Below are 22,635 nucleotides of genomic sequence, written 5' to 3' on the forward strand. Positions count from 1 at the left end.
CGCTCAAGCCCCGACGTTAACACGGGGCCATAGCGCAATTTAGTATTATGCAATCTGGAGCTTGTTCGGTCACTGACCGGGGCTCGTGCCTACCCGCTCCACGAGAACTCACCATTCACTCGTTTCGCGCAGCTCGGCTGGCAAATAGGTATTGGCGCGTTCACCAAGTTGCGCCATCAACTGGTTAAAGTCACGTCGAGGCAAACGCACATTCAGTACCGAACGTCCCTGTTCATCAAATGCTTCCTCCCGCACGGCATTCAATTCGTGAAGACCTGCACGCAACTTGCCCTGCTCGGGGGAAAGCGTTAGCGAAAAGCCGATGACATCGCTCGCCAGGCGCTCCGTTAGTGCCTCGTGGAGTAACGCGAGCCCCTTGCCTTCCTGGGCTGAAAGCCAAACGACATCGGGACGCCCCTGTCCGTCTCGCTCAATGCGGGGCGCGCTGTCCAGCCGGTCAATTTTGTTCATGACTTTCAGTACCGGGACATCATCGGCACCAATTTCTTCGAGTACACGCTCGACCTGCTCAACGTTTAGATCACGATCAGGATCGGCGGCATCGATGACATGTACGAGTAGCGTTGCTTCAGCCGCTTCCTGAAGCGTGGCCTGAAACGCCTCCACAAGTTTGTGAGGCAGGTGACGGATAAAACCGACGGTATCGGCCATCACGACAGGCCCTACATCTTCAATTTCCAGACGTCTTAGTGTCGGGTCAAGCGTCGCGAACAACTGATCAGCAGCATACACGTGTGACTGCGTTAACGCATTGAAGAGGGTTGATTTTCCAGCGTTGGTATAACCAACCAGCGAGACGCTGTGAATTTCTGCCCGTGAACGAGCTCGGCGATTCTGCTCACGCTGGCTGCGCACTTTATCGAGTCGTTTATTGATCGATTTGATACGGCCACGGAGAAGCCGCCGGTCGGTCTCCAACTGCGTTTCACCCGGACCGCGCAGACCGATACCGCCCTTCTGACGTTCAAGGTGAGTCCACCCGCGAATCAAGCGTGTGGATACGTATTCAAGCTGAGCAAGCTCAACCTGTAATTTACCTTCGTGGGTGCGCGCACGCTGTGCAAAAATATCCAGAATCAAGCCCGTCCGGTCCAGCACGCGGCACTTGAGTTCACGCTCAAGATTACGCTGCTGCGATGGGCTTAAACCATGGTTAAAGATGACCAACTCGGCCTGGTGAGCTGCGAGCATTGCCCGCAGCTCTTCCAACTTGCCTGACCCGATAAAGGTACGTGAATCGGGGCGGTGTCGGCTGGCCGTGAGCAATGTAGCAGGCTCTGCACCGGCAGAACGTACGAGTTCTAAAAACTCACCCGGGTCTTCGCGTGCTTGTTCATCCTGAAAATCAACGTGAACAAGCACTGCCGTTTCGCCGGCTTCAGGGCGTTCAAAAAACAATCAATACCTCATGGACTGTTTTGCTGATCTCACCGTGTTACTCATCTTCGTCCGGAGCGGCCGGATCTTGTGCAGGCAACCGCACATTTCGCGATGGTACGACGGTTGAGATCGCATGTTTATAAACCATCTGGCTGACGGTATTGCGCAACAAGATGACAAACTGGTCAAACGATTCAATCTGGCCCTGCAGCTTAATGCCGTTGACCAGGAAGATAGAGACCGGAATACGCTCCTTGCGCAAAATATTCAGGTACGGGTCTTGAAGGGACTGCCCTTTGGACATGTTGCTCTCCCTAAAACTGTCGTTGGGGGTTAATTATGGATGGCGTGCCCAACTGGTGCTACGCCGATATCTTGTTGGCCAAAGGCCTGCTCGCTCGGCCACTCGAAATCATGACTTACGAACCTCATATCTTACGCTAAGCACCGCTTCCGCGCACGATTTTCAGCACCTTGTCCAATGAGTTAGGCTGCAAAGTATCGATCCAATGCAGTGACGGCCAACGCCTCAGCCAAGTAATCTGCCGCTTGGCGAGCTGTCGAGTGGCGATAATACCGCGCTCGCGCAGCATTGCATCATCATAACGGCCTTCCAGATATTCCCAAACCTGCCGGTATCCAACGCTTTTAATCGCGGGCAAATCACCATGCAGGTCATAACGTTGTTTGAGGGCGGCGACCTCATCTATCAAGCCCTCTGCCAACATCATTTCAAACCGTTGCGCGATGCGCTGGTGCAATATCGCCCGATCTGCTGGCAATAGCCCTATCGACAACACCCGCCATGGAAAGGTTTCCGGTTGCTGTTCAGCCCACAATGCGCTCATCGGACGCCCACTTGCGTAATACACTTCCAGAGCGCGCATGAGGCGCTGCGGATCGTTGGGATGGATACGCTGCGCCGAAGGCGGGTCAACCTGCGCCAATGTTTGATGCAGGGCTGAAAGCCCTTCTGCCTGCCACCTCGCCCCTAGTTCTTTTCGAATGGAAGCATCTGCCGGGGGCAGATTGGCGACACCTTCGAGCAAGTGCTTGTAGTAAAGCATGGTACCGCCTACCAGCAACGGCACCTGGCCCGCCGCGCTGATTTGTCGCATCTCATCAAGCGCATCGCAGCGAAAATCGGCGGCTGAATAAGGCTCGGCCGGGTCACGAATATCGATTAATCGGTGAGGCGCGCGAGCAAGCTCATCCGCACTGGGCTTGGCACTGCCGATATCGAGGCCACGATACACCATCGCCGAATCAACACTGATCAACTGATGACCCAGCCGCTCATGCAACGCGATTGCCGTATCCGTTTTTCCGGCGGCGGTCGGACCCATTAAAAAAATTGCCCAAGGGCGTGTATCAGCCATTCGCTGGTAAAACTCCGCTGACCCTACCTGATTCCAACATAACCGTTACTGACCGCGCATGAATAGCCTATCGAGGGCTTTCATATCCATTTGCGTCCAGGTCGGGCGACCATGATTGCACTGGTCGCTGCGCTCGGTGCGTTCCATATCGCGCAACAGTGCATTCATTTCATCCAGCGTCAGACGCCGATTGGCGCGTACGCTCCCATGGCATGCCATGGTCGATAACAGTTCGTGTATGCGCGCTTCGACCTGGTGCGTGCGCCCGAAGCGAGCCAGTTCTTCCAGCATTTCACGAACCAGTGTCTCGGGATCTGCCTGCGCAAGCATGGCCGGAAGCTGGCGTACCAGCAGGGTTTCAGGACCCGCCACATCCAGCTCTACGCCCAGTTTGACGATCGCATCACGTTCACTTTCCACGGTAGCCACTTCGCTGCGGCTGGCGGCCAGTGACACGGGCACGAGTAATGGCTGCGTGTCGACCCCCTGTGACGCCGCCAACTGATTTTTCATTCGCTCGTAGACGATGCGCTCGTGAGCGGCATGCATGTCCACCAACACCAGGCCATGGACATTCTGGGCCAGAATATAAACCCCATGAAGCTGACCCAGAGCAAACCCCAGCGGCGGTGCGCTGGTGGGGTCACTCTGCAGCATCACCAGCGGCGCTTCGCGCACGTCGCCCTGCGTCTCGCCAAATGGGCCTTCATGGGCAGTCGACTGGGGCGTCAGCAGTGTCTCTTCATGGTCGGGGTGCAATGCCTGATAACCCTGCATGAAACGGCGCACTCGTTCGCCACCCGGGTGACGATCAGCTGACGGTGCGGCTGAAGGTGAAAGCGCCATACCCTGCTGTTGCCAGCGGGCAGGCTCGCCCGGGGTCTCCACAGGGGCCGTGGGCTGTGACGGCGACACAGCATTGACATCCTCGGCGTTGGGCCGGGCATCTGCCAGGCTGTGATGCAGGCTTGAATAAAGAAAGTCGTGCACCATGCGACCATCGCGAAAACGTACCTCGTGCTTGGTAGGATGCACATTGACATCCACCACATCTGGATCAAGCGTCAAGTAAAGGACGAAGACCGGATGGCGCCCATTATAAAGAACATCGCGGTAGGCTTGGCGAACGGCATGGGCGACCAACCGGTCGCGCACCACACGGCCGTTAACAAAAAAGTATTGTTGATCTGCCTGGGCGCGTGAATGGGTGGGCAAGCCCACCCAACCACTCAGACGAAGCGCACCGGCTTCGCGCTCAATGTAACGCGCATGCTCAATAAAATTATTGCCGAGCAGCGAGGCAATACGCCGCTCACGGGCCGCTTCCGTATCGCCTGGTGGTAGTTGATGGACCACTTTTTGATTATGCCGCAGGGTCCAGGCAATGTCGTAGCGCGATAAAGCCTGGCGGCGGAAGGCTTCCTCAACGTGAGCAAATTCGGTTTTTTCGGTACGCAGAAATTTACGCCGCGCGGGGGTATTAAAAAACAGGTCGCGCACCGACACGCTAGTGCCTCGAGGATGAGGCGCTGGCGTCACGCGTGTTTCCATGCCGCGCCCCTCAGCCACCACGCGCCACCCCTGTCGCGGGTCGTCCAGCGCATTGGACACCAGTTCCAGGCGCGATACCGAACTGATTGACGCCAGTGCTTCACCGCGAAAACCCAGTGAGCTGACGCCTTCCAGATCTTCCAGACTATCGATCTTGCTGGTGGCATGGCGGGCGAGCGCCAGCGGCAAATCCTGCTCACCAATGCCAATACCGTCGTCGCGGATCTTGATAAGCCGCGCACCGCCCGCTTCAATATCGACTTCGATACGCTGGCTGCCTGCGTCGATGGCATTTTCGATCAGTTCCTTGGTCACCGAAGCCGGTCGCTCGACCACTTCCCCCGCGGCAATCTGGTTCGCCAACCGCGGGTCCAGTACGTGTATACGTGGCATAGCGGACGTCGTTTCAGTCAATACAACACCTCATGAACTGGGAATACGCAATACTTGGCCCACCCGGATAACATCTCCGTTGAGGTCGTTCGCCTGCTTTAACTGGTTCACGGGCACACCGTGGCGCACTGCAATCGCCGACAGCGTATCGCCGGACTGAATACGGTATTCATCGCCACCAGGGCGGCGTTGATTATCCCGCTGCCAAGCCAGCAGGCTGGCGGGCGGTGGATAACGCTCAAAATGGCTCTTCAGGCCGCCAAAAATAGCCTCGGCAACCCCCTGCTGGTGTACAGGATCGCGTAAGCGTCGCTCTTCTTCCGGGTTGGATATAAAGCCCGTTTCAATCAGCAATGACGGTATATCGGGCGACTTGAGCACCATGAAGCCAGCCTGCTCAACCCGGGACTTATGCAACCGGTTCACCCGGCCCAGTTGGTCAAGCACCTGACCGCCGATTGACAGGGAATCGTTGAGCGTCGCTGTCATGGTTAAATCCAGCAATACGCCCCGCAACACCTGATCTTTATCGCGTAGAGACAGGCTGCCATCCACCCCACCAATCAGGTCGGAGCGGTTTTCGCTGTCGGCCAGCCACTGCGCCGTTTCTGATGTTGCCCCGCGCTGGGAAAGCGCATATACCGAGCTTCCCTGTGGGCGTGGGCTGGTGAAGGCATCGGCGTGAATCGAGACAAAAAAGTCGGCTTTCTGTTCACGGGCAAGCTGGGTTCGCTGGCGCAGCCCAAGGTAATAGTCGCCGTCGCGAATCAACACCGCTTTAAAACCTTCAGTCGCATTGATGATATTGGCCAAGCGTTGACTAATATCGAGTACGACGTCTTTTTCACGGGTACCTGATGGACCGATTGCCCCTGGGTCTTCACCGCCATGGCCTGCATCCACGGCGATAATAATATCGCGCCTCGGGTGAGGCTTGGCCTGCTCGGACGAACGCGATGTCGGCTCAGTTGCCTGCTGATCACTGCCTGCTCGCACCTGGGCACCCGCTCGTTGCGCTTGAATCTCCTGCTCGCGAATCATTGCCTCGATAGGGTCGATAGGGTTTTCCACGGCACTTTCGCCAGGATATTCCAGATCGACCACAAGCCGGTGCCCGTACTGGTCGTTGGGTGTCAGGGTAAAGTGGCGCGGCTCGACTTCACGATTGAGCTCAAGGACGACGCGTAATCCATTACCTTCTCGCGTACCGGTGCGCAACGCGCTGATGGCGCTGTCTTCAAGCGACAGGCTATCAGGGTCGGCTTCTAGCTGGCTGTTTTCCAGATCAATCACCAGACGTGCAGGATCATCCAGAGAAAATACGTCAGCCGATGTTGCGCCCGAAAGGTCAAAAACCAGGCGCGCATGATCGGGCGCCGCCCAGAGCCTCATGCCCTCGACGGTGGCCGCCTGAAGCGACGTCCATAGACCCGCCGATATGACCGCTACAATACTCAGCGCCAACTGGCGCAATGCCAATACTTTCATCACCTTTGCATGGATACCCATCGCGCTTATGACCATTGAAATACACCGCCCTGCTGGGGACAGACAGACAAACGATCACCTAACTTGGCCAACACCTTTTCGCCGAAGTCGCTACCGGCACTTAGCCGGGCTCTACGCCCAGGCTCGTCAACTGCCAACTGCAGGCAAATATCCGCCGCTGGCAGCCAGCCCTCGCCACGGCTCGGCCATTCAATCAAGCACAGCGCGTCATCTGCCAATACGTCACGTCCGCCGATAAATTCGAGTTCCTCAGGGTCGGACAAGCGATATAGATCCAGATGATAAAGCCGCATGCTGGCCAATTCATAAGGTTCGATTAGCGTGTATGTAGGGCTTTTAACCGCCCCCTGATAGCCGTAAGCCCGCAATACACCGCGGGTCAGTGTCGTTTTCCCCGCTCCCAAGTCGCCTTCCAGATAAATACGCCCGCGTCCTTGCAATACGCTACCCAGGGCTTCACCGAAGGCTACCTGAGCTTGTTCATTATCCAGTTGCACCTGCATTTGGGCTGCCTTCACGGGTTAATTAATTCTCGCGCATAGGATGCCAGATCGCTCGCCAGCAAGCCACGCTCGCCGAACGCTGCCGCCGCTCGATCTGCCGCCAAGGCATGCACCAGGGTACCTAGCCAGGCACTGGTTTCGACATCGCCCCGCTGGGCAATTAGCGCGCCGAGCATCCCACTGAGCGCATCGCCCATGCCGCCACTGGCCATGCCAGGATTGCCGTAGGGACATACCATCAAGCCACCAGGGCCTGCCACCAGACTGCCCGCGCCTTTGAGTATCACCACGCCCCCCCGCGCACGCTGAAGCGCCTGAGCGGCGGCGGGCCGGTCAGCCTGAACGTCCTCCACCGAGCAGCCCAGTAAACGGGCTGCCTCACCCGGATGGGGGGTGAGCACCCAATCATCACAGCGTAAATCAGGCCAGTGACTGGCCAGCAAGGTTAACCCATCGGCATCCACGACCAGCGGTACAGTTGCCTGCAAGGCACTTTGCAGGATGGCCTGCCCCCATGCGGCCTGGCCAAGCCCGGGCCCAACCACCACGGCATCCGCCTGCTGAGGCAGCTCAATGGCCTCGGCACCACCCCGTATCGCATGTGCCATGACTTCCGGGCAGCGCACCAAACTGGCGGTAATATGCTCAGCAGCCGTTGCCAGACTGACTTTGCCTGCCCCCAGACGCGCCGCGGCCTGGGACGCCAGCAACGCGGCACCGCCAAAGCCAGGCGCGCCCCCCATGACCAATACATGACCCATACGGCCTTTGTGACTGGTCCGCGAGCGCGGTCTGAACGCTTCGCTGAGCATGTCGTCGTCAAGGCGCCAGGCGGTGGGGGGAATATCAAAAAATGCCTGGGCCTTGACACTCAGCGGACGGAAGTCGATTTCGCCCGTGTAAGCAGGGGCTTCACCGGTGTGCAGGCCGATCTTGTCGCCGATAAATGTTACGGTGCAAGCGGCTTCCACCGCCACACCAAGTACCGCACCCGTATCGGCTGCCAGCCCTGACGGAATATCAATCGATAACACCGGCTGGGAGGCTGCATTGATCAGCTCGATAGCTCGCTGATAGCGACCCGACACCTCGCCGTTCAAACCAGTTCCCAGCAGTGCATCGACAATCACTTCACCCGACAACACCGTCGCGGGGTGCCACTCCTCGCAACTCACTCCGGCTTGACTGGCGAGTTGCGCGGCACGAAAGGCATCGTCCTTCAGCTCATTCAACGGCTTCAGCGAAATGCGTTGGACCTTAAGCCCCGACTGCATCGCCAGGGCCGCCAGCACGTGGCCATCACCGCCATTATTACCGCTGCCACATAGCACCGTGACGCTACGTGCCTGGGGCCAACGGGAGCGGAAACTGTGCCAAGCACTCGATGCCGCGCGCTGCATCAAGGCAAACCCATCGATTCCTCCGGCAATGGTACGCCGATCCAGCTCGCGTACTTGAGCGGCTTTATAAAGAGGGCGTAACGTAGACGTTGTTAAGCGAGACACGATCTCTCCTTTCACATGTTGTGACGGCCAGCAATGCGTTAGCATAGCGCGGCTGACGCCTGACCGTTGAGTATCAACGCCCAATTTTCTCTGGCTTTTCTTTTTTTGCGACGAAGCGGCGTTCCCCATGCTTTCAGACGATACCCTTGCCGATCTTGCAGAACTCATCAAAACCTGGGGGCGTGAGCTCGGCTTCCAGCAGGTAGGCATTACCGACACCCACCTGGAGGCCCATGAAGCGCACCTCAACACCTGGCTGGACAAAGGGTACCACGGTGAAATGGGCTTCATGGACAAGCACGGCACTAAACGCACCCGCCCGGCGGAGCTAGAGCCCGGCACGCAGCGGGTCATCAGCGTGCGCATGGATTACCTGCCTGCCGAGGTAGAAAGCACCAAGGTCCTCGGCCAACCCCGTCGTGCCTATGTGTCGCGCTATGCCCTAGGCCGGGACTATCACAAACTGATGCGTAAGCGCCTGGCACAGTTAGCGAAGCAGATTGAGCACAAGGTCGGTGCGTTTGGCTACCGGGCCTTTGTCGATTCTGCACCGGTCATGGAACGGGCGCTGGCTCAGAAAGCCGGCCTGGGCTGGTTCGGCAAGAACGCCATGCTGCTCAACCCCAAGGCCGGCTCGCTGTTTTTCCTGGGCGAGCTGTACACTGACCTGCCACTACCTGTCGACGCCCCCTTTGAAGAAGAACACTGCGGCAGTTGCAACGCCTGTCGCACCGCCTGCCCAACAGGGGCCATCGTCGATGATAAAGTCGTCGATTCACGCAAGTGCATTTCGTATCTGACCATTGAACTCCACGGCGCCATTCCGGTGGAATATCGCCGCGCCATGGGCAACCGCATTTATGGCTGCGACGACTGCCAACTGGTATGCCCCTTCACACGCTTTACCCGCGCGACCCAGGAAGACGATTTCGCACCGCGCCATGATCTTGACCGCGCGTCGCTTGTTCGCCTTTTCACCTGGGGGGAAGAAGAATTTCTCGCCAAGACAGCCGGCAGTCCCATTCGGCGCATTGGCTACGAGCGCTGGCTACGCAATATCGCCGTGGGCCTGGGCAACGCGCCCTGGAGCGAAGCCGTCGAGGCCGCACTTTGGGCACGCAGAGCCTTTCCAAGCGAACTGGTACGTGAACACGTTGCCTGGGCACTCGAGGAGCAGCGTTTCAAGCGCGAAACGCGCATTGCCACCGCCGCTTCTTAGTTGTTACGTATATCTATTCCTCTTCGTCGCTCTGGGTCTCAAGACGCAAAAACGTGTTGCGATAATGGGAAAGTTCGGCAATCGACTCTTTAATATCGTCCATTGCCAGGTGGACATTTTGCTTCTTGAACCCGACAAGTGCGCCAGGGTTCCAGCGTTTGGCGAGCTCCTTCACGGTGGATACATCCAGGTTGCGGTAGTGGAAAAACGCCCATAGCGCGGGCATTTCACGCTCCAGAAAACGCCGGTCCTGGTGGATGCTGTTGCCGCACATGGGCGAGGAACCCGGGGTAACGTACTGGCGAAGGAAGTCCAGAGTCTGCTGCTCGGCGTCAGCCGTTTCCACCGTGCTGGCTTTCACGCGAGCGACCAACCCCGAATCACCGTGGGTCTTTTGATTCCAGTCATCCATCTGCGCCAGCAGGCTATCGGGCTGCTTGACGGCGATCACCGGCCCTTCCGCCACGACGTTCAAGTAGGCATCGGTCACCAGGGTGGCCACTTCGATAATGCGCTCCTTGTCAGGGTCCAGACCGGTCATCTCCAGATCAATCCAGACCAGCCGGTCATCACGCGGTGCATTATGTTCGCTCATCGTGCTCTCCAAAATGGTGGGTCATTCAAGTTACCCTGCGCCAGTTAACAGGTACAATAAACCCATTGTACCGAGCATCGGGTGGTCATGAGCAAACGTAAATTAAGCCGTCAACAGCGTTGGCGGGTCGAGAAGGTTCAGGCAGAGCGTGCCCAGCGCGCTGAAAAACGCGATACACAGGATGCCGAGAAGCTTGCCGCTGGCGAATACGGTGCCGAACAGCCGGGTCGCGTGATGGCGCATTTTGGGCGCACGCTAGAAGTGCGTAATGCCGATGGTGTGCCTGTGCGTTGTCACTTGCGTGCCAACCTGGACGGATTGGTAACCGGTGACCGGGTCATCTGGCGGGCAGGCCAGGAAGGCTCCGGGGTGGTGGTGGCCCGCGACGAACGTGCAAGCGTCCTCAAGCGCCCTGATGCGCGCGGCCAGCTCAAACCAGTGGCCGCTAATATTGACCAGATACTCATCGTGTTTGCCGCCGAACCCGCCCCTCACCCCAATTTGATCGACCGTTACCTGGTCGCTGCCGAAGCCACTGGTATCGCACCGGTGCTGGTGCTCAATAAAACCGATCTACTGCCGAACGATGGTGGCGAGTTGGGTCAGTTATTGGAACGCTACCGCGATTTGGGTTACACCGTGGTGCGCACGACCACCGCGACAGATTCAGGATGGGATGCGTTGCGCCGCCAGCTTGAAGGACGCACATCCGTATTCGTCGGCCAGAGCGGCGTAGGCAAGTCATCGCTCATTGATCTGCTGCTACCCGATGAAACCCTGCGCATCGGGGCGCTGTCCGAGGATTCACGTAAAGGCACCCATACGACGACAACGGCACGGCTTTATGCCATGCGCACGGATGAAGTCATTGACGGTGAATTGATCGACTCGCCCGGGATTCGTGAATTTGGCCTGATTCATCTTGATGAACAGGCGGTTACCGACGGTTTCATTGAGTTCCGGCCGTTTATCGGCCACTGTCGGTTTCGCGACTGCCGCCATCGTGCTGAGCCCGGTTGTGCTTTACTTGAAGCGGTCGAGGCAGGCAACATCCATCCAGAACGATTTGCCAGCTACAGGCGGATTGTTGATAGCCTGAACGCTGAACCCATAAGGAGTCGCCCATGAGCACCGAGAGTCATTCGTCTGAAACCAATGTGCTACCGCTGATTGTTGAGCCCGAGCAGCTTCAGGCGAACCTGGACGACCCTCAGCTGCTCATCATCGACGTGCCGGTAAACCCCGACAGTTATCGTCAGGGCCATGTGCCCGGCGCTATTTTCCTCGATTTTCGCTATTTGATGCGCGGTGAAGGGCCTGTTCCCAGTGACGTTCCCAGCATTGAGGCGCTTTCGCGGCTGTTCAGCGCGCTCGGCCTTACCCGCGATATCCATGTCGTTGCCTACGACGACGAGGGCGGCGGCTGGGCGGCCCGACTACTTTGGACGCTGGAGCTGATCGGGCATACCCGATATTCCTATCTGAACGGCGGCATACACGCCTGGCGCGATGAAGGGCTTGAAGAAAGCACCGAGCCCTCGGCACCGACACCCAGCGATTATCGGGCCGAAATCCTTAATCCCCAGGCACTGATTACCTGCGACGAGATCAAACAGAAGCTCGACGATAAACAGTTTGCCATCTGGGATGCACGGTCGACCGCCGAATACGACGGCGAGAAGGGTAACAATAAGCACCTGGGACATATTCCGGGGGCAGTCAACATGGATTGGCTGAACGTCATGGATCGCCACCGGGCACTGCGCATTCGCGATTACGCCGAACTGGTTACCGAGCTGGATGCCCTCGGCCTGACCCCTGAAATGGAAATCGCCACCCACTGCCAGAGCCACCACCGCAGCAGCTTTACCTGGCTGGTCGGCAAGGCGCTGGGCTTCAATATGCGCGGCTATGCGGGCTCCTGGGGCGAATGGGGCAACCGCGACGACACGCCGATCGAGAAGTGAAGATATTATCGTGACCCTTTACCAAAAAGCCTTTTCGCTGATTCAGTACCCATTGCCCCACCACGCACTTTCGCGCCTGACCGGCCTGTTTGCCCAGTGTGATAACCCCTGGGTGAAAAACACTCTGATCAACGCCTTTATCAAGCGCTTTAACGTGGATATGAGCCAGGCACTGGAACCTGAACCAACGGCCTACGCCACTTTCAACGACTTTTTTACTCGGGCGCTCAAGGCCGATGCCCGTCCGATTCACGAGGGTATCATCAGCCCTGCCGACGGCACCGTATCCCAGTATGGCCGCCTCCAGGCCGGCCAACTGGTGCAGGCCAAGGGGCATACCTACTCTGCGCAAACCCTGCTCGGCGGCGATACGGAACTGGCAGAAGAATTTCTCGGCGGCAGCTTTGCGACGGTGTATCTTTCGCCAAAGGACTACCACCGGGTGCATATGCCGGTCACCGGCACACTGCGGGAAATGATCTACGTCCCCGGGAGGCTGTTCTCTGTCAACCAGGCCACGGCCAACTATGTGCCGGGGCTATTCGCCCGTAACGAGCGCCTGGTGTGCATCTTTGATACCGAGCAGGGGCCAGTGGCCATGGTGCTGGTGGGCGCCATGATCGTCGCGGCGATCGAAACCGTCTGGTCGGGACAGGTTACGCCACTTTCCGGCTATCCTCAGCGCATGCAGTTTGGCCAACCGATCACCCTGGAAAAAGGCGCTGAAATGGGGCGCTTCAAGCTCGGCTCCACGGTGGTGATGTGCTTTGCCAAACCGGTTAGTTTCACAGAGCGGCCCCTCGCCTCGATGGTCAGCATGGGAGAGTCGCTTGGATGTTATTGATGGTTCATCCCGGTGATAGTTAGCAATTGGGCGTCGAAAACGTCAGCACGTCTTCCAGGCGTGCTTTTGCAAGCGCCAGTTGAACCAGACGGTCAATGCCCAGCGCCACCCCTGCCCCATCCGGCATGCCATGCTCAAGGGCCTCCAGCAGCCGTTCATCCACGTCCACTTCGGGCAACCCCAAGCGGCGGCGCTCGGCGTTATCTTCAATAAAGCGGGCACGCTGCTCAGCCGCATCGGTCAGTTCATCGTAACCGTTGGCCAATTCCGTGCCGTTTAGATAAAGCTCAAAGCGTGAGGCAACCCACTCACCGTCCGTGTCTTGATGGCGGCGTGCCAACGCCGCCTGGCTTGCCGGGTAATCCACCACCACACTTAGTTCGTTGCGCCCTAATTGCGGTTCGATCACCAGCCCCATCAACAAATCGAGGCACGTATCGCGCCCCTCGTTTGCCATCGCCCCGGCTGGCATCTGACCGCGCTCAGCCGCAAGCCTGCGCAATGCCTCAAGCGACGTCGTGAACGGGTCGACCGCTAGATAGGTATGAAACAGCTGACGATAGCGGTAATGCACCACCGGCCCATGAAAACTGGGCAGAATATTGGCGACCAGGGTGGTCGTTTCGTCGATCAGATCTGCCAAGGTGAATCCTGGGCGGTACCATTCCAGCATGGTGAATTCGAGGTTGTGACGAGCGCCCACTTCACCATCGCGGAAGCTTCTTGCCAGCTGAAAAATGGGCCCGCTACCCGCTGCAAGCAGTCGCTTCATATGAAATTCCGGCGAGGTTTGCAGCCACAGCTTACGCTGGCCTTTATCCGTACGCGCCATCGTTGAAAGCGAAACCAGGTGGACATCGGTACTCCCCCCCTGACCCAACACTGGCGTTTCCACCTCCAGCACATCGCGCGCAGCAAAAAAACGTCGCACGCTCGCCAGTAAACGGGCTCGCTCACGCAGCGTCTCGATGGTGGCCGTCGGTCGCCAACTTTCTGTCATTGGCCTTACTCCCAAAAGACAAAGCCACGCCCTGTGGCGTGGCTGTCAATATATCGCGTTCCTGGCGCCTTTTAGCAGCCTGTCGGGCTTGACCGATCGTCGCGAGAATCACGGATTTTGAGCCAAATTTATCGATCGATTGAGGCGAGTAGCGCGCTATTTAACGAAATCGATCGAATAAAGTTGGCCAAAATACCGGGATTCGCAGTAGATCAGTGTTAAGTCCGACAGGCTGCTAGGCCCGCGAGACGTATTCTCCACTGCGCGTATCAATCTTGAGGACTTCCCCTTCATTGATAAACAGCGGCACACGCACTACGGCACCGGAAGACAAGGTGGCAGGCTTGGAACCGCCCTGGGCAGTATCGCCTTTCAACCCCGGGTCGGTTTCGACCACCTCAAGCTCGATGAAATTCGGCGGTGCTACGTGAATGGCGTTATCGTTCCACAAGGTAACGGTATAAGGCACCTGCTCCTTCAACCACTTTTCGGTCTCGCCGAGCGCTTTCTTTTCCACCGCATACTGTTCAAAGGAGCCGTCGGTTTTCATGAAGTACCACATTTCGCTATCGTTATAGAGATACTCCATCTCCAGTTCCATGACGTCGGCACCCTCTAACGAATCACCCGACTTAAAGGTCCGCTCCCCCACGCGACCGGTCATCAGGTTACGTAGCTTGACGCGGTTAAAGGCTTGGCCCTTGCCCGGCTTGACCAGCTCGTTCTCTATGATCGAGCAAGGATCACCGTCGAGCATTACTTTCAAACCGCCCTTGAATTCGTTGGTAGAATAGTTCGCCATATTGCCTCTCAATGATGCATGTCAGTAACGTGATGAGCGAAGGACCGCTTCGACTCTAATGATATTGGTTCAATAAGTGCGCGCATGATAACCCGAAGGAGGGCTTTTTTGCAGGAGAACATCATTATCGCCGACAAGTGCCCCACGACCCAAATAGCGTCTTGGCAGCAGCAGCTCTCGCAGGCGATTCGCGACCCCGCCATTCTTTGTCAACAGCTTGCGTTGAGCGATGAATGGTTGCCAGGTGCTCGAACGGGGCATCAACTCTTTGATATCTGTGTGCCCGCCGCCTATTTGTCGCGCATTACCCCCGGCGACCCTCATGATCCACTGCTGCGTCAGGTGCTACCGCTCGACGACGAGGCCCTGACACCGCCAAACTACGTCACGGACCCCCTCGAGGAGGCGGATCATCAGCCCGTCAAAGGGCTGATTCACAAGTATGCGGGCCGCGTGTTGCTGATCGCCAGCCCTAACTGTGCCATCAACTGCCGCTACTGCTTTCGCCGCCATTTCCCCTACAGCGAGAATTCGCCCTCCAGGGCTCAGTGGCAGGAAGCCCTCGACTACCTGCGCGCCGACACCTCCATTCACGAGGCGATTCTCTCAGGCGGTGATCCGCTTGCGGCCAATGACCGCCAACTGGCCTGGCTGGTCGAGCAGCTTGAAGGCATTTCACACCTGAAGCGGCTACGTATTCACACACGTCTGCCCGTGGTAATTCCCGACCGTGTTGATGATGCTCTGATTGGCTGGCTAGCCTCAACTCGCCTGCAAAAAGTCGTGGTGCTGCATATCAACCACGCCAACGAGATCGACCAGGCAGTGGTCGACGCCTGCGCGCGGCTTAAACAAGCCGGAGTAACGCTACTCAACCAGAGTGTCCTGCTACGGGGTATTAACGACGGCGTAACAACCCTAGCCACACTGTCGGAACGGCTATTTGAAGCAGGCATTCTGCCCTACTACTTGCACGTACTGGATCCCGTGCAGGGCGCTGCACATTTTGATGTCCCGGATGAAGAAGCCCGCAAGCTTGTAGCTTCACTTCGCGACCTGTTGCCGGGGTTCTTGATGCCACGCCTGGTGCGGGAAATTCCCGGCAAAGGGAGCAAAACGCCACTGTAAAAAGTTCATCCCGGCTAGATACTCATGCACCTCATTTCTAAAACAGTATACAAAGGTCTAAAAAACAATTTTCTGCTAAAGTTATAGGGCTAACGACTTCCGACATTGACTTAGCCTCAATGTTGGCTACCTCACTCATTAGGAGGCCAGCACATTATGTCGTCATCCCTCTCATCAAAATCGGGCGCTATCGTCCTTCTGATAGCCTCACTCGCCGGTCTTGCCGTCGCTCTGTATGCCTACTTCACCCCACTGACCGGGGTCACGGGAACACTCGGGGCACTGGTTGCCATCGTGGCCTGTATCGCGCTGGCAATATTGGCCCTACTTCTTGCTGCTGCAAGAGGGCGTGGTGCGTCCGTTATCCTGCGGGTACTTATTCTGATAGGCCTCGGCGGGACATTTTTCGCCGCAATGCTGCTCCATCAGTGGTGGATCGGCGTTGCGATGGTCGTGGGCCTGATCGGCCTGGTTCTTGATCTTTTCCGCCCGGCGCGCCATGCACGCCTCACCCCTTCTTAAGGAGCTGCTCATGACGACGTTTTTATCCGCCACAAGCACTCCGTTTAAACCCATTACATCTGGTTTAGGCGCGGTTACCGCTCTGACAATTTGCCTAACGCCCATGCCGCTAATGGCTCAGGAACCGTCAGCAGAGACGGAGCAGCCAACGGCTCAAGAGGCGCCAGGGGAGCAAGCATCAGCAGGGCAAGAGAACGCCTCACCGGAAGAAACGACTAACGCCGCCCCTATCCCCTTGGTACCCGGAGAGCCGGTCTGGGATAGTTTCCACGGCCAGCTTAATGCCCAGAAATATAGCCCGCTTGATCAAATCAACGCTGATAACGTCGGCGAGCTGGAGAAAGCATGGGAAGTGCATACCGGCGATGTAGCAGATGGTTCAGGCGATTTACCCGCGACGGTCTGGTCTGCCACCCCGGTGTTTGCCAACGACACGCTGTATATCGGCACACCGTTCTACCGGGTCCTGGCACTTGACCCCGCAAGCGGCGAAGAGAAATGGAGCTTCGATACTCAATCCTCCCTTGAAGCACTGACCCAGCCCGCCCTTAAGAACCGCGGTGTGGCTTATTGGGAAGCAGATGACCCCGAAGCGGGCGAGCCCTGCCAGAAAATCATTTACATGGGCACCATGGATGCGCAGCTCTTCGCGGTCGACGCCGATAGCGGCGAACAGTGCACCAACTTTGCCGATAACGGCGTTCTCGACGTCAATCAGTGGAACGATACCAATGACCGCTGGCCGTTATCCCTACTTCAGCCGCCGACCGTGGTGGGCGACCATCTGATTCTCGGCTGGGCGGGAAAGGACTGGGCCTACGAACAAGCCCCTCCCGGCACCGTCTACTCAATCAATGCCCGCACCGGCGAGCGCGAATGGACCTTCCAGGCGCTCAGCGATGAGACGCGCGAACAGAGCGGTACCGCCAACGTCTGGACGCATATGTCCGCCGATGAAGAGCTTGGTTTGGTTTATTTACCCGTCTCTTCACCATCGCCTAACTACTGGGGCGGTAACCGCACCGAAGAAGTACCTCTGGGCACATCGACCACCGCGTTGGATGTTGAGACTGGCGAGGTGGTCTGGTCGCGGCAGTGGGTTCACCATGACATCTGGGATTACGATATTAACGCCGCCCCCACGCTGATGGACATTACCGTTGATGGCGAGGAGATCCCGGCGCTGATTCAGGCGACCAAAATGGGCTTTCTGTTTGTGGTCAACCGAGAAACCGGTGAAGACGTATGGCCGATTGAGGAGCGCCCAGTGCCCAGCGGCGACGGCAACGTCGAGGGTGAAGTCTACGCACCGACTCAACCTTTCCCGACCAAACCCGCTCCACTGTTAGATCAGTCCGAGAAACCCGACGTCTGGGCGCTGGCCGATGCGGTCAGCTTCGGGGAGTGCTCGGCGTTGTGGGACGATCTTAGTTATGAAGGCATGTACACCCCGCCCACTACCCAGGGCGAAGGCACGCTTGGCTACCCCATCAGTGCGGGTGGTGTTCAGTGGGGCGGCGTCGCTTTTGACCCGGAAAGCCAGACCGCGATCGTCAATACCTCGCATATTGTGCAGTACATCAAGCTTTATAATCGCGAGGATTATGAGGCAGCCAATAGGACATCGGGCAACGAGAGCGGCTTTGCCCCGCAGGAAGGTGCGCCCTACGGCATGCGGCTTGAGGTGGCGCTCAACCGGTTCGGCATGCCCTGCTGGGAGCCGCCTTTCGGTGAACTGGTCGCTCTCGATATGACGACCGGCGACGTGAAGTGGCGGACCCCGGTAGGTGCTTCACAGCAATATGGCTTCTTTATGCCCGAAAGCTGGGGCTCGCCCACCATTGGTGGACCAGCCGTTACGGCGGGCGACGTTATCTTTATCGGTGCCTCCATGGATGCCAAGGTGCGTGCCTACTCCCTGGAAACCGGCGAAGAGCTGTGGTCGTCTCAGACCGAAGCGCCTTCAGTCTCAAACCCGGCGGTGTATGAATACAAGGGGCGCGAATATGTCGCCTTTGTTTCAGGCGGTAACACCATCCTGAAAGATCAGGTGGGCGACCAAATTACGGTCTACGCCCTGCCGGAATAACGCTTGCGATTGACCCATAAAAAAACCAACGGGGCGGCCTTAAGGCCGCCCCGCTTATGTTAAACCCCATCTCCTTAGTCAGTCTCCTCGGCTTGCCGTTGAGTCCGCTTGGCTAACGCATGGTTAGCTGTTCTAAAACATAACCGCATCAACGGCACTAACAGCCACAGCATAGGTGTAAGCAGCCAGCGATAAGCAAATCGCACCACTATCAGTACCGGTAGCAGCACGATTAGCCAGACAAGAAACTGCCCCAACCATACCGGCCAGCCAAGCCAGGTAGACAGGTTGGCACCGAGTGCGCTGACGAGGCTTGGGTGGCGAACCACCACATAGGCGGTACCTGCGACCGCGACAACCTTGGCCATACGCGGTAGGCTCGCAAAACGCCCGCCTGAAGCAACCATCCCCTGGCGCAAGCCAGTCCGAGCGCCCTGGGCTTCCACGCTGCCCACCTGGGCAGCACGAGCGGCCTTGCCTGCCCGCAGCACCTTAACGGTGCTGGCCATGACCAGTAGATCGATACCCGCCCAGCCTAGATCGGCGGCGCCAATGGCGTCGCCCCGCCGCCACTGGCTTTCAAGATCACGCAGACCGCTGGTAAAGAAATCGCCAACCCCCGAGACCAGCCGCTCGCCTTGCAGCCACTCAACGTCTCCCTCGTCACCCACCACGAATTGATTGAGTAGCCCGTGACCATTGGTGTCGAGTAGCGCAATACCCATTTGCCCGCGGCGGTAGGGGGTAAGCTCGCTGGACACTGCCTCGGTTTCGTCGTTCCACAAGCGGCTAACTTATTGGTAGCGCTCGTCAAACCAGTGTTGGGCACTTAACGTAGCAATATCGTTATCATGAAAGTAGTTGATAGGGAGAACCACGTCTGCCCCGTAACGGACCAATACGCTCTGGAATTTCGGCAAATGACCATAGTCGATGAGCACCCCTCGGGCCACACCACCATGGCGCATCAGCGCAAGATAGGCGCTCATCCAGAGCGCCTGATCATGTGAGTAGCTTAAGAAAGTCGCGTTGAGCGCCGGCGTTTCCTGCCGAAGTATTGACCCAATTGCAGGCAGCGCCAGCTGAGCTTCCAGGCGGACCAGTTTGGACTCAAACGGCTCATGGGAAGCCACGGCTGATGCGACCCCGGCCACCACAATGGCGGCGAACACGATAAGCTGCCAGAGCCGCAACATTGCCTGTCTCATTCAATTGGACATCGGTGGATTAGGCCAACGACGCCGCCGTCACGTTTGCCGCTGCGGGTTGGGTCGAATGGTGGCGATTGATCGCGCTAAGCACGCCTTTCATCGAGGCGCTGGTAATGCTTTCATCGTTACCGACACCGAATACCGCCTTGCCGTCGATGCGGACTTCCACATAGGCAATGGCCTCTGCATCGGCGCCCTGGCCACGGGAGTGCTCATGGTAGTCGATAATTTCCACATCATGCCCGGCAGCAGCCAGCGCTTTTACAAACGCTGCGAGCGGCCCGTTACCCTCGCCATTGAGCGTTTGACGCTCGCCATCCTGCTCGACCACGGCGTCCAGCGTTACTTTGGGGCTATCTGGCTCCGACGATAAACGATGGTTGACCAGCGCAAAGGGTGAACGTTGCTCCAGATACTCATCGGCAAAAGCCTGGTAAATCATCTGAGAGGTAATCTCTTTACCGGTCCGGTCGGCCACTTCCTGCACCACCTGGCTGAACTCGATGGAAAGCCGACGCGGCAGCTCGATACCGTGTTCCTGCTCCAGAAGGTACGACACCCCGCCTTTACCGGACTGACTGTTGACCCGAATCACCGCCTCGTAACTACGACCTACATCAAGCGGGTCGATAGGCAGATAGGGCACATCCCAAACCGCCTCGGGATTGGCGCGACGGTCAAGCATGCCTTTCTTGATCGCATCCTGGTGGGAACCAGAGAAAGCGGTAAACACCAGATCGCCCACGTAAGGATGGCGTGGATGCACCGGCAACTGGTTGCAGTACTCCACTTCGCGCATGACCGGGGTGATATTGGAGAAATCGAGCTGCGGATGAACCCCTTGGGTGTACATGTTCATGGCGAGGGTGACGATATCGACGTTACCCGTGCGCTCACCATTGCCGAACAAGGTGCCTTCAACGCGGTCAGCTCCCGCCATCAGCGTCAACTCAGCGGCAGCCACACCGGTACCCCGGTCATTATGGGGATGCACGCTGACAATCAAATGGTCACGATTTTTGACGTTGCGGCAGAACCACTCGATCTGGTCCGCGTAGTTATTCGGCGTGGCGACTTCAACCGTTGCCGGCAGGTTGACGATCATCCGGTTGTCGGCGCTGGGCCCGAAGGTTTCCATGACCGCTTCGACAATTTCGACGGCAAAATCCATCTCTGTCGTGGTAAAGAGCTCGGGCGAGTACTGGAAGGTCCAGTTGGTTTCAGGCGCTGCCTTCATTTGGTCGCGAATTTGCGCCGTGGCCTCGGTGGCAATATTCACGCATTCGGCTTTATCCACGTTGAACACCACACGGCGGAACATCGGATCGGTGGCGTTGTAAACGTGCACGATCGCGTTTTTGGCGCCTTTCAAGGCTTCGAAGGTGCGCTCAATCAAGTGCGGGCGCGCCTGGGTCAGCACTTGAATGGTCACATCTTCCGGGATCTTGTCTTGTTCGATCAGCGTGCGGACAAAGTCAAAATCGGTTTGCGAAGCTGAGGGAAAGCCGACTTCGATCTGTTTGAAGCCGACCTTCAGCAGCATGTCGAACAAGCGCTGCTTGCGCTCATGATCCATCGGGTCGATCAATGACTGATTGCCATCCCGCAGGTCAACACTGCACCAGATCGGCGGTGTTTCAATCCGCTGGCTGGGCCATTGGCGGTCAGGCAGGTCCACCGCAACAAACTGGCGGTATTTTTTGGCGGGATCAGACAACATCATGACGGTTCTCCTGGGCAAGTAGGGTGAAAGTATTCGATTGGATGGACGGCGGGCGTGCCAACGAAAAACGCCCCATCGCCAGTAAAGGCCATGGGGCGCAGATCATAAGGATTTGTCGGGCGCACGATTATAAAAGAGCGGCACCCTACAAATTGAATTGATTCAATAACTCCAGTGTTTGTAACCATGTCTACCTCACCACTAAGAAAACCAACGACAATGCCAGCAGCACTGCCCGACCCTGATATTCAGAGACGGGCGCTTAGTAGTCGTAGGTCTAGTGCAAAGGTGTTCATGGATGTATTCATACGTCTAGAAAATCAGTCTTGGCGGTTTTTGTCAATATCCGTGCGCGCATTGTCAGCCCTCTGCCCTGATAGGGCTGCCTCCATTCGGTCTAGCTGGCTGCGCATTTCACTGACTTCGTTGCGCAGCGCGTACGTCTCATCGACATCTTCTCCATTGGTCAAAACATCGAGCGCGGCGCTCTCTTTCTGCATGACGTCCAGTACGATGCCAATCATCATGTTGAGGAAAATAAACGCGGTCAGAAAGATAAACGTCAGGTAGTAAATCCAGCTCCAGGCATAAACCTCCTGGGTGGCATAAAGAATATCCGTCCAGTCTTCAAAGGTGGCGATACGAAACAACGTCAGCATCGAAATGGATATATTGCCCCACAAGAAGCTGTCGACGTCGGCAAACAGGAAGCTGCCAATGGCGGCGTAGATGTAGAAGATAATGAACATTAACAACACCACGTAGCCCATACGCGGAATAGACTTCACCAGGGCTGAAAGCAGCATCTGCAGCTCGGGAATCATCGAGACAAGGCGCAGCACGCGGAAAATACGCAGCAGTCGCGCCAGCAGGACCATCTCGGAGTCGTCCATGGGGATCAGGCTGGCGGTCACGATAACGAAATCAAAGACGTTCCATCCTCGTCTGAAAAAGCGTATCAGGCTTCCTTCAGCCGCTATCCTGATGAGGATCTCTACCAGGAAAAAAACCGTGATGGCCAGGTCGAGATAGAGAAGCCATTGTTCAAAGCGCGACGTCTCCTCTTCGTAGGTTTTAGCGCCGATCACCAGCGCGGAGATGACGATAATCGCGATCACAAAGGCTTCAAAAAATTTGTTCGAACGCAGGGTTTCGAAACGCTGCTGCCATGTGTCGAAAGGTTGATTCATAGGGTCAATTGGCTCGCTTGGGTGGACGGCGTCACTTTATACTAAAACTTCACAATGCCACTACAAGTGATATCCTCTTGTTTAATTTGCGGTCTCCGATGCCT

21 protein-coding genes are annotated in these 22,635 nt (G+C 57.2%); 7 read left to right on the top strand and 14 right to left on the bottom strand.

Annotation, left to right across the window (positions count from 1 at the left end; translation table 11 throughout):
- Positions 1 to 108: 108 nt before the first annotated feature.
- The 7 genes from hflX to IT895_RS11265 all read right to left on the bottom strand — a co-directional run bounded on the left by hflX (position 109) and on the right by IT895_RS11265 (position 8,241).
- On the bottom strand, positions 109 to 1,419 hold the full coding sequence (hflX, locus tag IT895_RS11235) for a ribosome rescue GTPase HflX (protein WP_085917952.1): 1,311 nt from the start codon (positions 1,417 to 1,419) through the stop codon (positions 109 to 111).
- 37 nt (positions 1,420 to 1,456) lie between these two features.
- Positions 1,457 to 1,705 (bottom strand): RNA chaperone Hfq, encoded by a 249-nt coding sequence (hfq, locus tag IT895_RS11240; protein ID WP_066321194.1) that lies wholly within the window; start codon positions 1,703 to 1,705, stop codon positions 1,457 to 1,459.
- A gap of 136 nt (positions 1,706 to 1,841) precedes the next feature.
- Positions 1,842 to 2,780, bottom strand: a complete 939-nt coding sequence (miaA, locus tag IT895_RS11245) for a tRNA (adenosine(37)-N6)-dimethylallyltransferase MiaA (protein WP_085917951.1) — start codon at positions 2,778 to 2,780, stop codon at positions 1,842 to 1,844.
- Positions 2,781 to 2,825: 45 nt separating this feature from the next.
- Entirely contained in the window at positions 2,826 to 4,724 is a 1,899-nt protein-coding gene (gene mutL / locus IT895_RS11250; protein ID WP_199283487.1) for a DNA mismatch repair endonuclease MutL, read from the bottom strand.
- 30 nt (positions 4,725 to 4,754) lie between these two features.
- Entirely contained in the window at positions 4,755 to 6,233 is a 1,479-nt protein-coding gene (locus IT895_RS11255; RefSeq protein WP_442786519.1) for an N-acetylmuramoyl-L-alanine amidase, read from the bottom strand.
- A gap of 5 nt (positions 6,234 to 6,238) precedes the next feature.
- The gene (gene tsaE, locus IT895_RS11260; protein WP_085917949.1) at positions 6,239 to 6,736 is read right to left on the bottom strand and encodes a tRNA (adenosine(37)-N6)-threonylcarbamoyltransferase complex ATPase subunit type 1 TsaE; all 498 of its coding nucleotides are present in this window, start codon (positions 6,734 to 6,736) and stop codon (positions 6,239 to 6,241) included.
- Between the two features lie 11 nt (positions 6,737 to 6,747).
- Positions 6,748 to 8,241, bottom strand: coding sequence for an NAD(P)H-hydrate dehydratase (locus IT895_RS11265; protein WP_199283488.1), 1,494 nt, complete (start codon positions 8,239 to 8,241; stop codon positions 6,748 to 6,750).
- 127 nt (positions 8,242 to 8,368) lie between these two features.
- Here IT895_RS11265 and queG point away from each other — a divergent pair, with 127 nt between their 5' ends.
- A complete protein-coding gene (gene queG / locus IT895_RS11270; RefSeq protein ID WP_199283489.1) occupies positions 8,369 to 9,460 on the top strand; it encodes a tRNA epoxyqueuosine(34) reductase QueG in 1,092 nt (363 codons plus the stop codon).
- 13 nt (positions 9,461 to 9,473) lie between these two features.
- Here queG and orn read toward each other — a convergent pair whose 3' ends face one another.
- Complete coding sequence (gene orn, locus IT895_RS11275; protein WP_199283490.1) at positions 9,474 to 10,055, bottom strand: oligoribonuclease; 582 nt, start codon at positions 10,053 to 10,055, stop codon at positions 9,474 to 9,476.
- An 87-nt stretch (positions 10,056 to 10,142) separates the two neighbouring features.
- Between orn and rsgA the strand changes: the two genes are divergently transcribed.
- Genes rsgA through asd form a run of 3 tightly spaced genes read left to right on the top strand, consistent with a single transcriptional unit; the run spans position 10,143 to position 12,866 of the window.
- Entirely contained in the window at positions 10,143 to 11,183 is a 1,041-nt protein-coding gene (gene rsgA / locus IT895_RS11280; RefSeq protein ID WP_199283491.1) for a small ribosomal subunit biogenesis GTPase RsgA, read from the top strand.
- A complete protein-coding gene (locus IT895_RS11285) occupies positions 11,180 to 12,022 on the top strand; it encodes a sulfurtransferase (RefSeq protein WP_199283492.1) in 843 nt (280 codons plus the stop codon). Before rsgA ends, IT895_RS11285 begins: the two co-directional genes overlap by 4 nt.
- Before the next feature lie 10 nt (positions 12,023 to 12,032).
- Positions 12,033 to 12,866: an archaetidylserine decarboxylase gene (asd, locus tag IT895_RS11290; RefSeq protein WP_199283493.1), complete on the top strand. Its 834-nt coding sequence runs from the start codon at positions 12,033 to 12,035 to the stop codon at positions 12,864 to 12,866.
- 19 nt (positions 12,867 to 12,885) lie between these two features.
- Here the strand turns inward: asd and epmA are convergent, their stop codons facing one another.
- Entirely contained in the window at positions 12,886 to 13,866 is a 981-nt protein-coding gene (epmA, locus tag IT895_RS11295) for an EF-P lysine aminoacylase EpmA (RefSeq protein ID WP_199283494.1), read from the bottom strand.
- Positions 13,867 to 14,101: 235 nt separating this feature from the next.
- A complete protein-coding gene (efp, locus tag IT895_RS11300) occupies positions 14,102 to 14,668 on the bottom strand; it encodes an elongation factor P (RefSeq protein WP_066321208.1) in 567 nt (188 codons plus the stop codon).
- A gap of 108 nt (positions 14,669 to 14,776) precedes the next feature.
- On the opposite strand from efp, the gene epmB reads away from it, so the two are divergent.
- From epmB to IT895_RS11315, 3 genes are all read left to right on the top strand, one after another.
- A complete protein-coding gene (epmB, locus tag IT895_RS11305; protein WP_233337224.1) occupies positions 14,777 to 15,796 on the top strand; it encodes an EF-P beta-lysylation protein EpmB in 1,020 nt (339 codons plus the stop codon).
- A gap of 156 nt (positions 15,797 to 15,952) precedes the next feature.
- Entirely contained in the window at positions 15,953 to 16,318 is a 366-nt protein-coding gene (locus IT895_RS11310; RefSeq protein WP_199283496.1) for a hypothetical protein, read from the top strand.
- 10 nt (positions 16,319 to 16,328) lie between these two features.
- Positions 16,329 to 18,407 (top strand): pyrroloquinoline quinone-dependent dehydrogenase, encoded by a 2,079-nt coding sequence (locus IT895_RS11315; protein ID WP_199283497.1) that lies wholly within the window; start codon positions 16,329 to 16,331, stop codon positions 18,405 to 18,407.
- A 74-nt stretch (positions 18,408 to 18,481) separates the two neighbouring features.
- Here IT895_RS11315 and IT895_RS19380 read toward each other — a convergent pair whose 3' ends face one another.
- The 4 genes from IT895_RS19380 to IT895_RS11330 form a co-directional block, all read right to left on the bottom strand.
- Positions 18,482 to 19,192, bottom strand: coding sequence for a hypothetical protein (locus IT895_RS19380; RefSeq protein ID WP_233337225.1), 711 nt, complete (start codon positions 19,190 to 19,192; stop codon positions 18,482 to 18,484).
- 9 nt (positions 19,193 to 19,201) lie between these two features.
- Positions 19,202 to 19,603: a hypothetical protein gene (locus IT895_RS19385; protein WP_233337226.1), complete on the bottom strand. Its 402-nt coding sequence runs from the start codon at positions 19,601 to 19,603 to the stop codon at positions 19,202 to 19,204.
- 31 nt (positions 19,604 to 19,634) lie between these two features.
- Positions 19,635 to 21,341: a 2-isopropylmalate synthase gene (gene leuA, locus IT895_RS11325; RefSeq protein WP_085917938.1), complete on the bottom strand. Its 1,707-nt coding sequence runs from the start codon at positions 21,339 to 21,341 to the stop codon at positions 19,635 to 19,637.
- Between the two features lie 320 nt (positions 21,342 to 21,661).
- Entirely contained in the window at positions 21,662 to 22,531 is an 870-nt protein-coding gene (locus tag IT895_RS11330; RefSeq protein ID WP_199283498.1) for an ion transporter, read from the bottom strand.
- Positions 22,532 to 22,635 lie beyond the last annotated feature (104 nt).

The organism is Halomonas sp. A40-4 (genome assembly GCF_015767635.1).
In the GTDB taxonomy this organism is placed as follows: Bacteria; Pseudomonadota; Gammaproteobacteria; order Pseudomonadales; family Halomonadaceae; genus Vreelandella; species Vreelandella janggokensis.

Bases quoted from the DNA above. Each gene is read 5' to 3' on its own strand.
- epmA (WP_199283494.1), bottom strand. From the start codon at position 13,866: ATGACAGAAAGTTGGCGACCGACGGCCACCATCGAGACGCTGCGTGAG.
- miaA (WP_085917951.1), bottom strand. From the start codon at position 2,780: ATGGCTGATACACGCCCTTGGGCAATTTTTTTAATGGGTCCGACCGCC.
- IT895_RS11330 (WP_199283498.1), bottom strand. From the start codon at position 22,531: ATGAATCAACCTTTCGACACATGGCAGCAGCGTTTCGAAACCCTGCGT.
- leuA (WP_085917938.1), bottom strand. From the start codon at position 21,341: ATGATGTTGTCTGATCCCGCCAAAAAATACCGCCAGTTTGTTGCGGTG.
- efp (WP_066321208.1), bottom strand. From the start codon at position 14,668: ATGGCGAACTATTCTACCAACGAATTCAAGGGCGGTTTGAAAGTAATG.
- mutL (WP_199283487.1), bottom strand. From the start codon at position 4,724: ATGCCACGTATACACGTACTGGACCCGCGGTTGGCGAACCAGATTGCC.
- orn (WP_199283490.1), bottom strand. From the start codon at position 10,055: ATGAGCGAACATAATGCACCGCGTGATGACCGGCTGGTCTGGATTGAT.
- IT895_RS11315 (WP_199283497.1), top strand. From the start codon at position 16,329: ATGACGACGTTTTTATCCGCCACAAGCACTCCGTTTAAACCCATTACA.
- rsgA (WP_199283491.1), top strand. From the start codon at position 10,143: ATGAGCAAACGTAAATTAAGCCGTCAACAGCGTTGGCGGGTCGAGAAG.
- tsaE (WP_085917949.1), bottom strand. From the start codon at position 6,736: ATGCAGGTGCAACTGGATAATGAACAAGCTCAGGTAGCCTTCGGTGAA.
- IT895_RS11310 (WP_199283496.1), top strand. From the start codon at position 15,953: ATGTCGTCATCCCTCTCATCAAAATCGGGCGCTATCGTCCTTCTGATA.
- queG (WP_199283489.1), top strand. From the start codon at position 8,369: ATGCTTTCAGACGATACCCTTGCCGATCTTGCAGAACTCATCAAAACC.
- IT895_RS11255 (WP_442786519.1), bottom strand. From the start codon at position 6,233: ATGGGTATCCATGCAAAGGTGATGAAAGTATTGGCATTGCGCCAGTTG.
- IT895_RS11285 (WP_199283492.1), top strand. From the start codon at position 11,180: ATGAGCACCGAGAGTCATTCGTCTGAAACCAATGTGCTACCGCTGATT.
- IT895_RS19385 (WP_233337226.1), bottom strand. From the start codon at position 19,603: ATGTTGCGGCTCTGGCAGCTTATCGTGTTCGCCGCCATTGTGGTGGCC.
- hfq (WP_066321194.1), bottom strand. From the start codon at position 1,705: ATGTCCAAAGGGCAGTCCCTTCAAGACCCGTACCTGAATATTTTGCGC.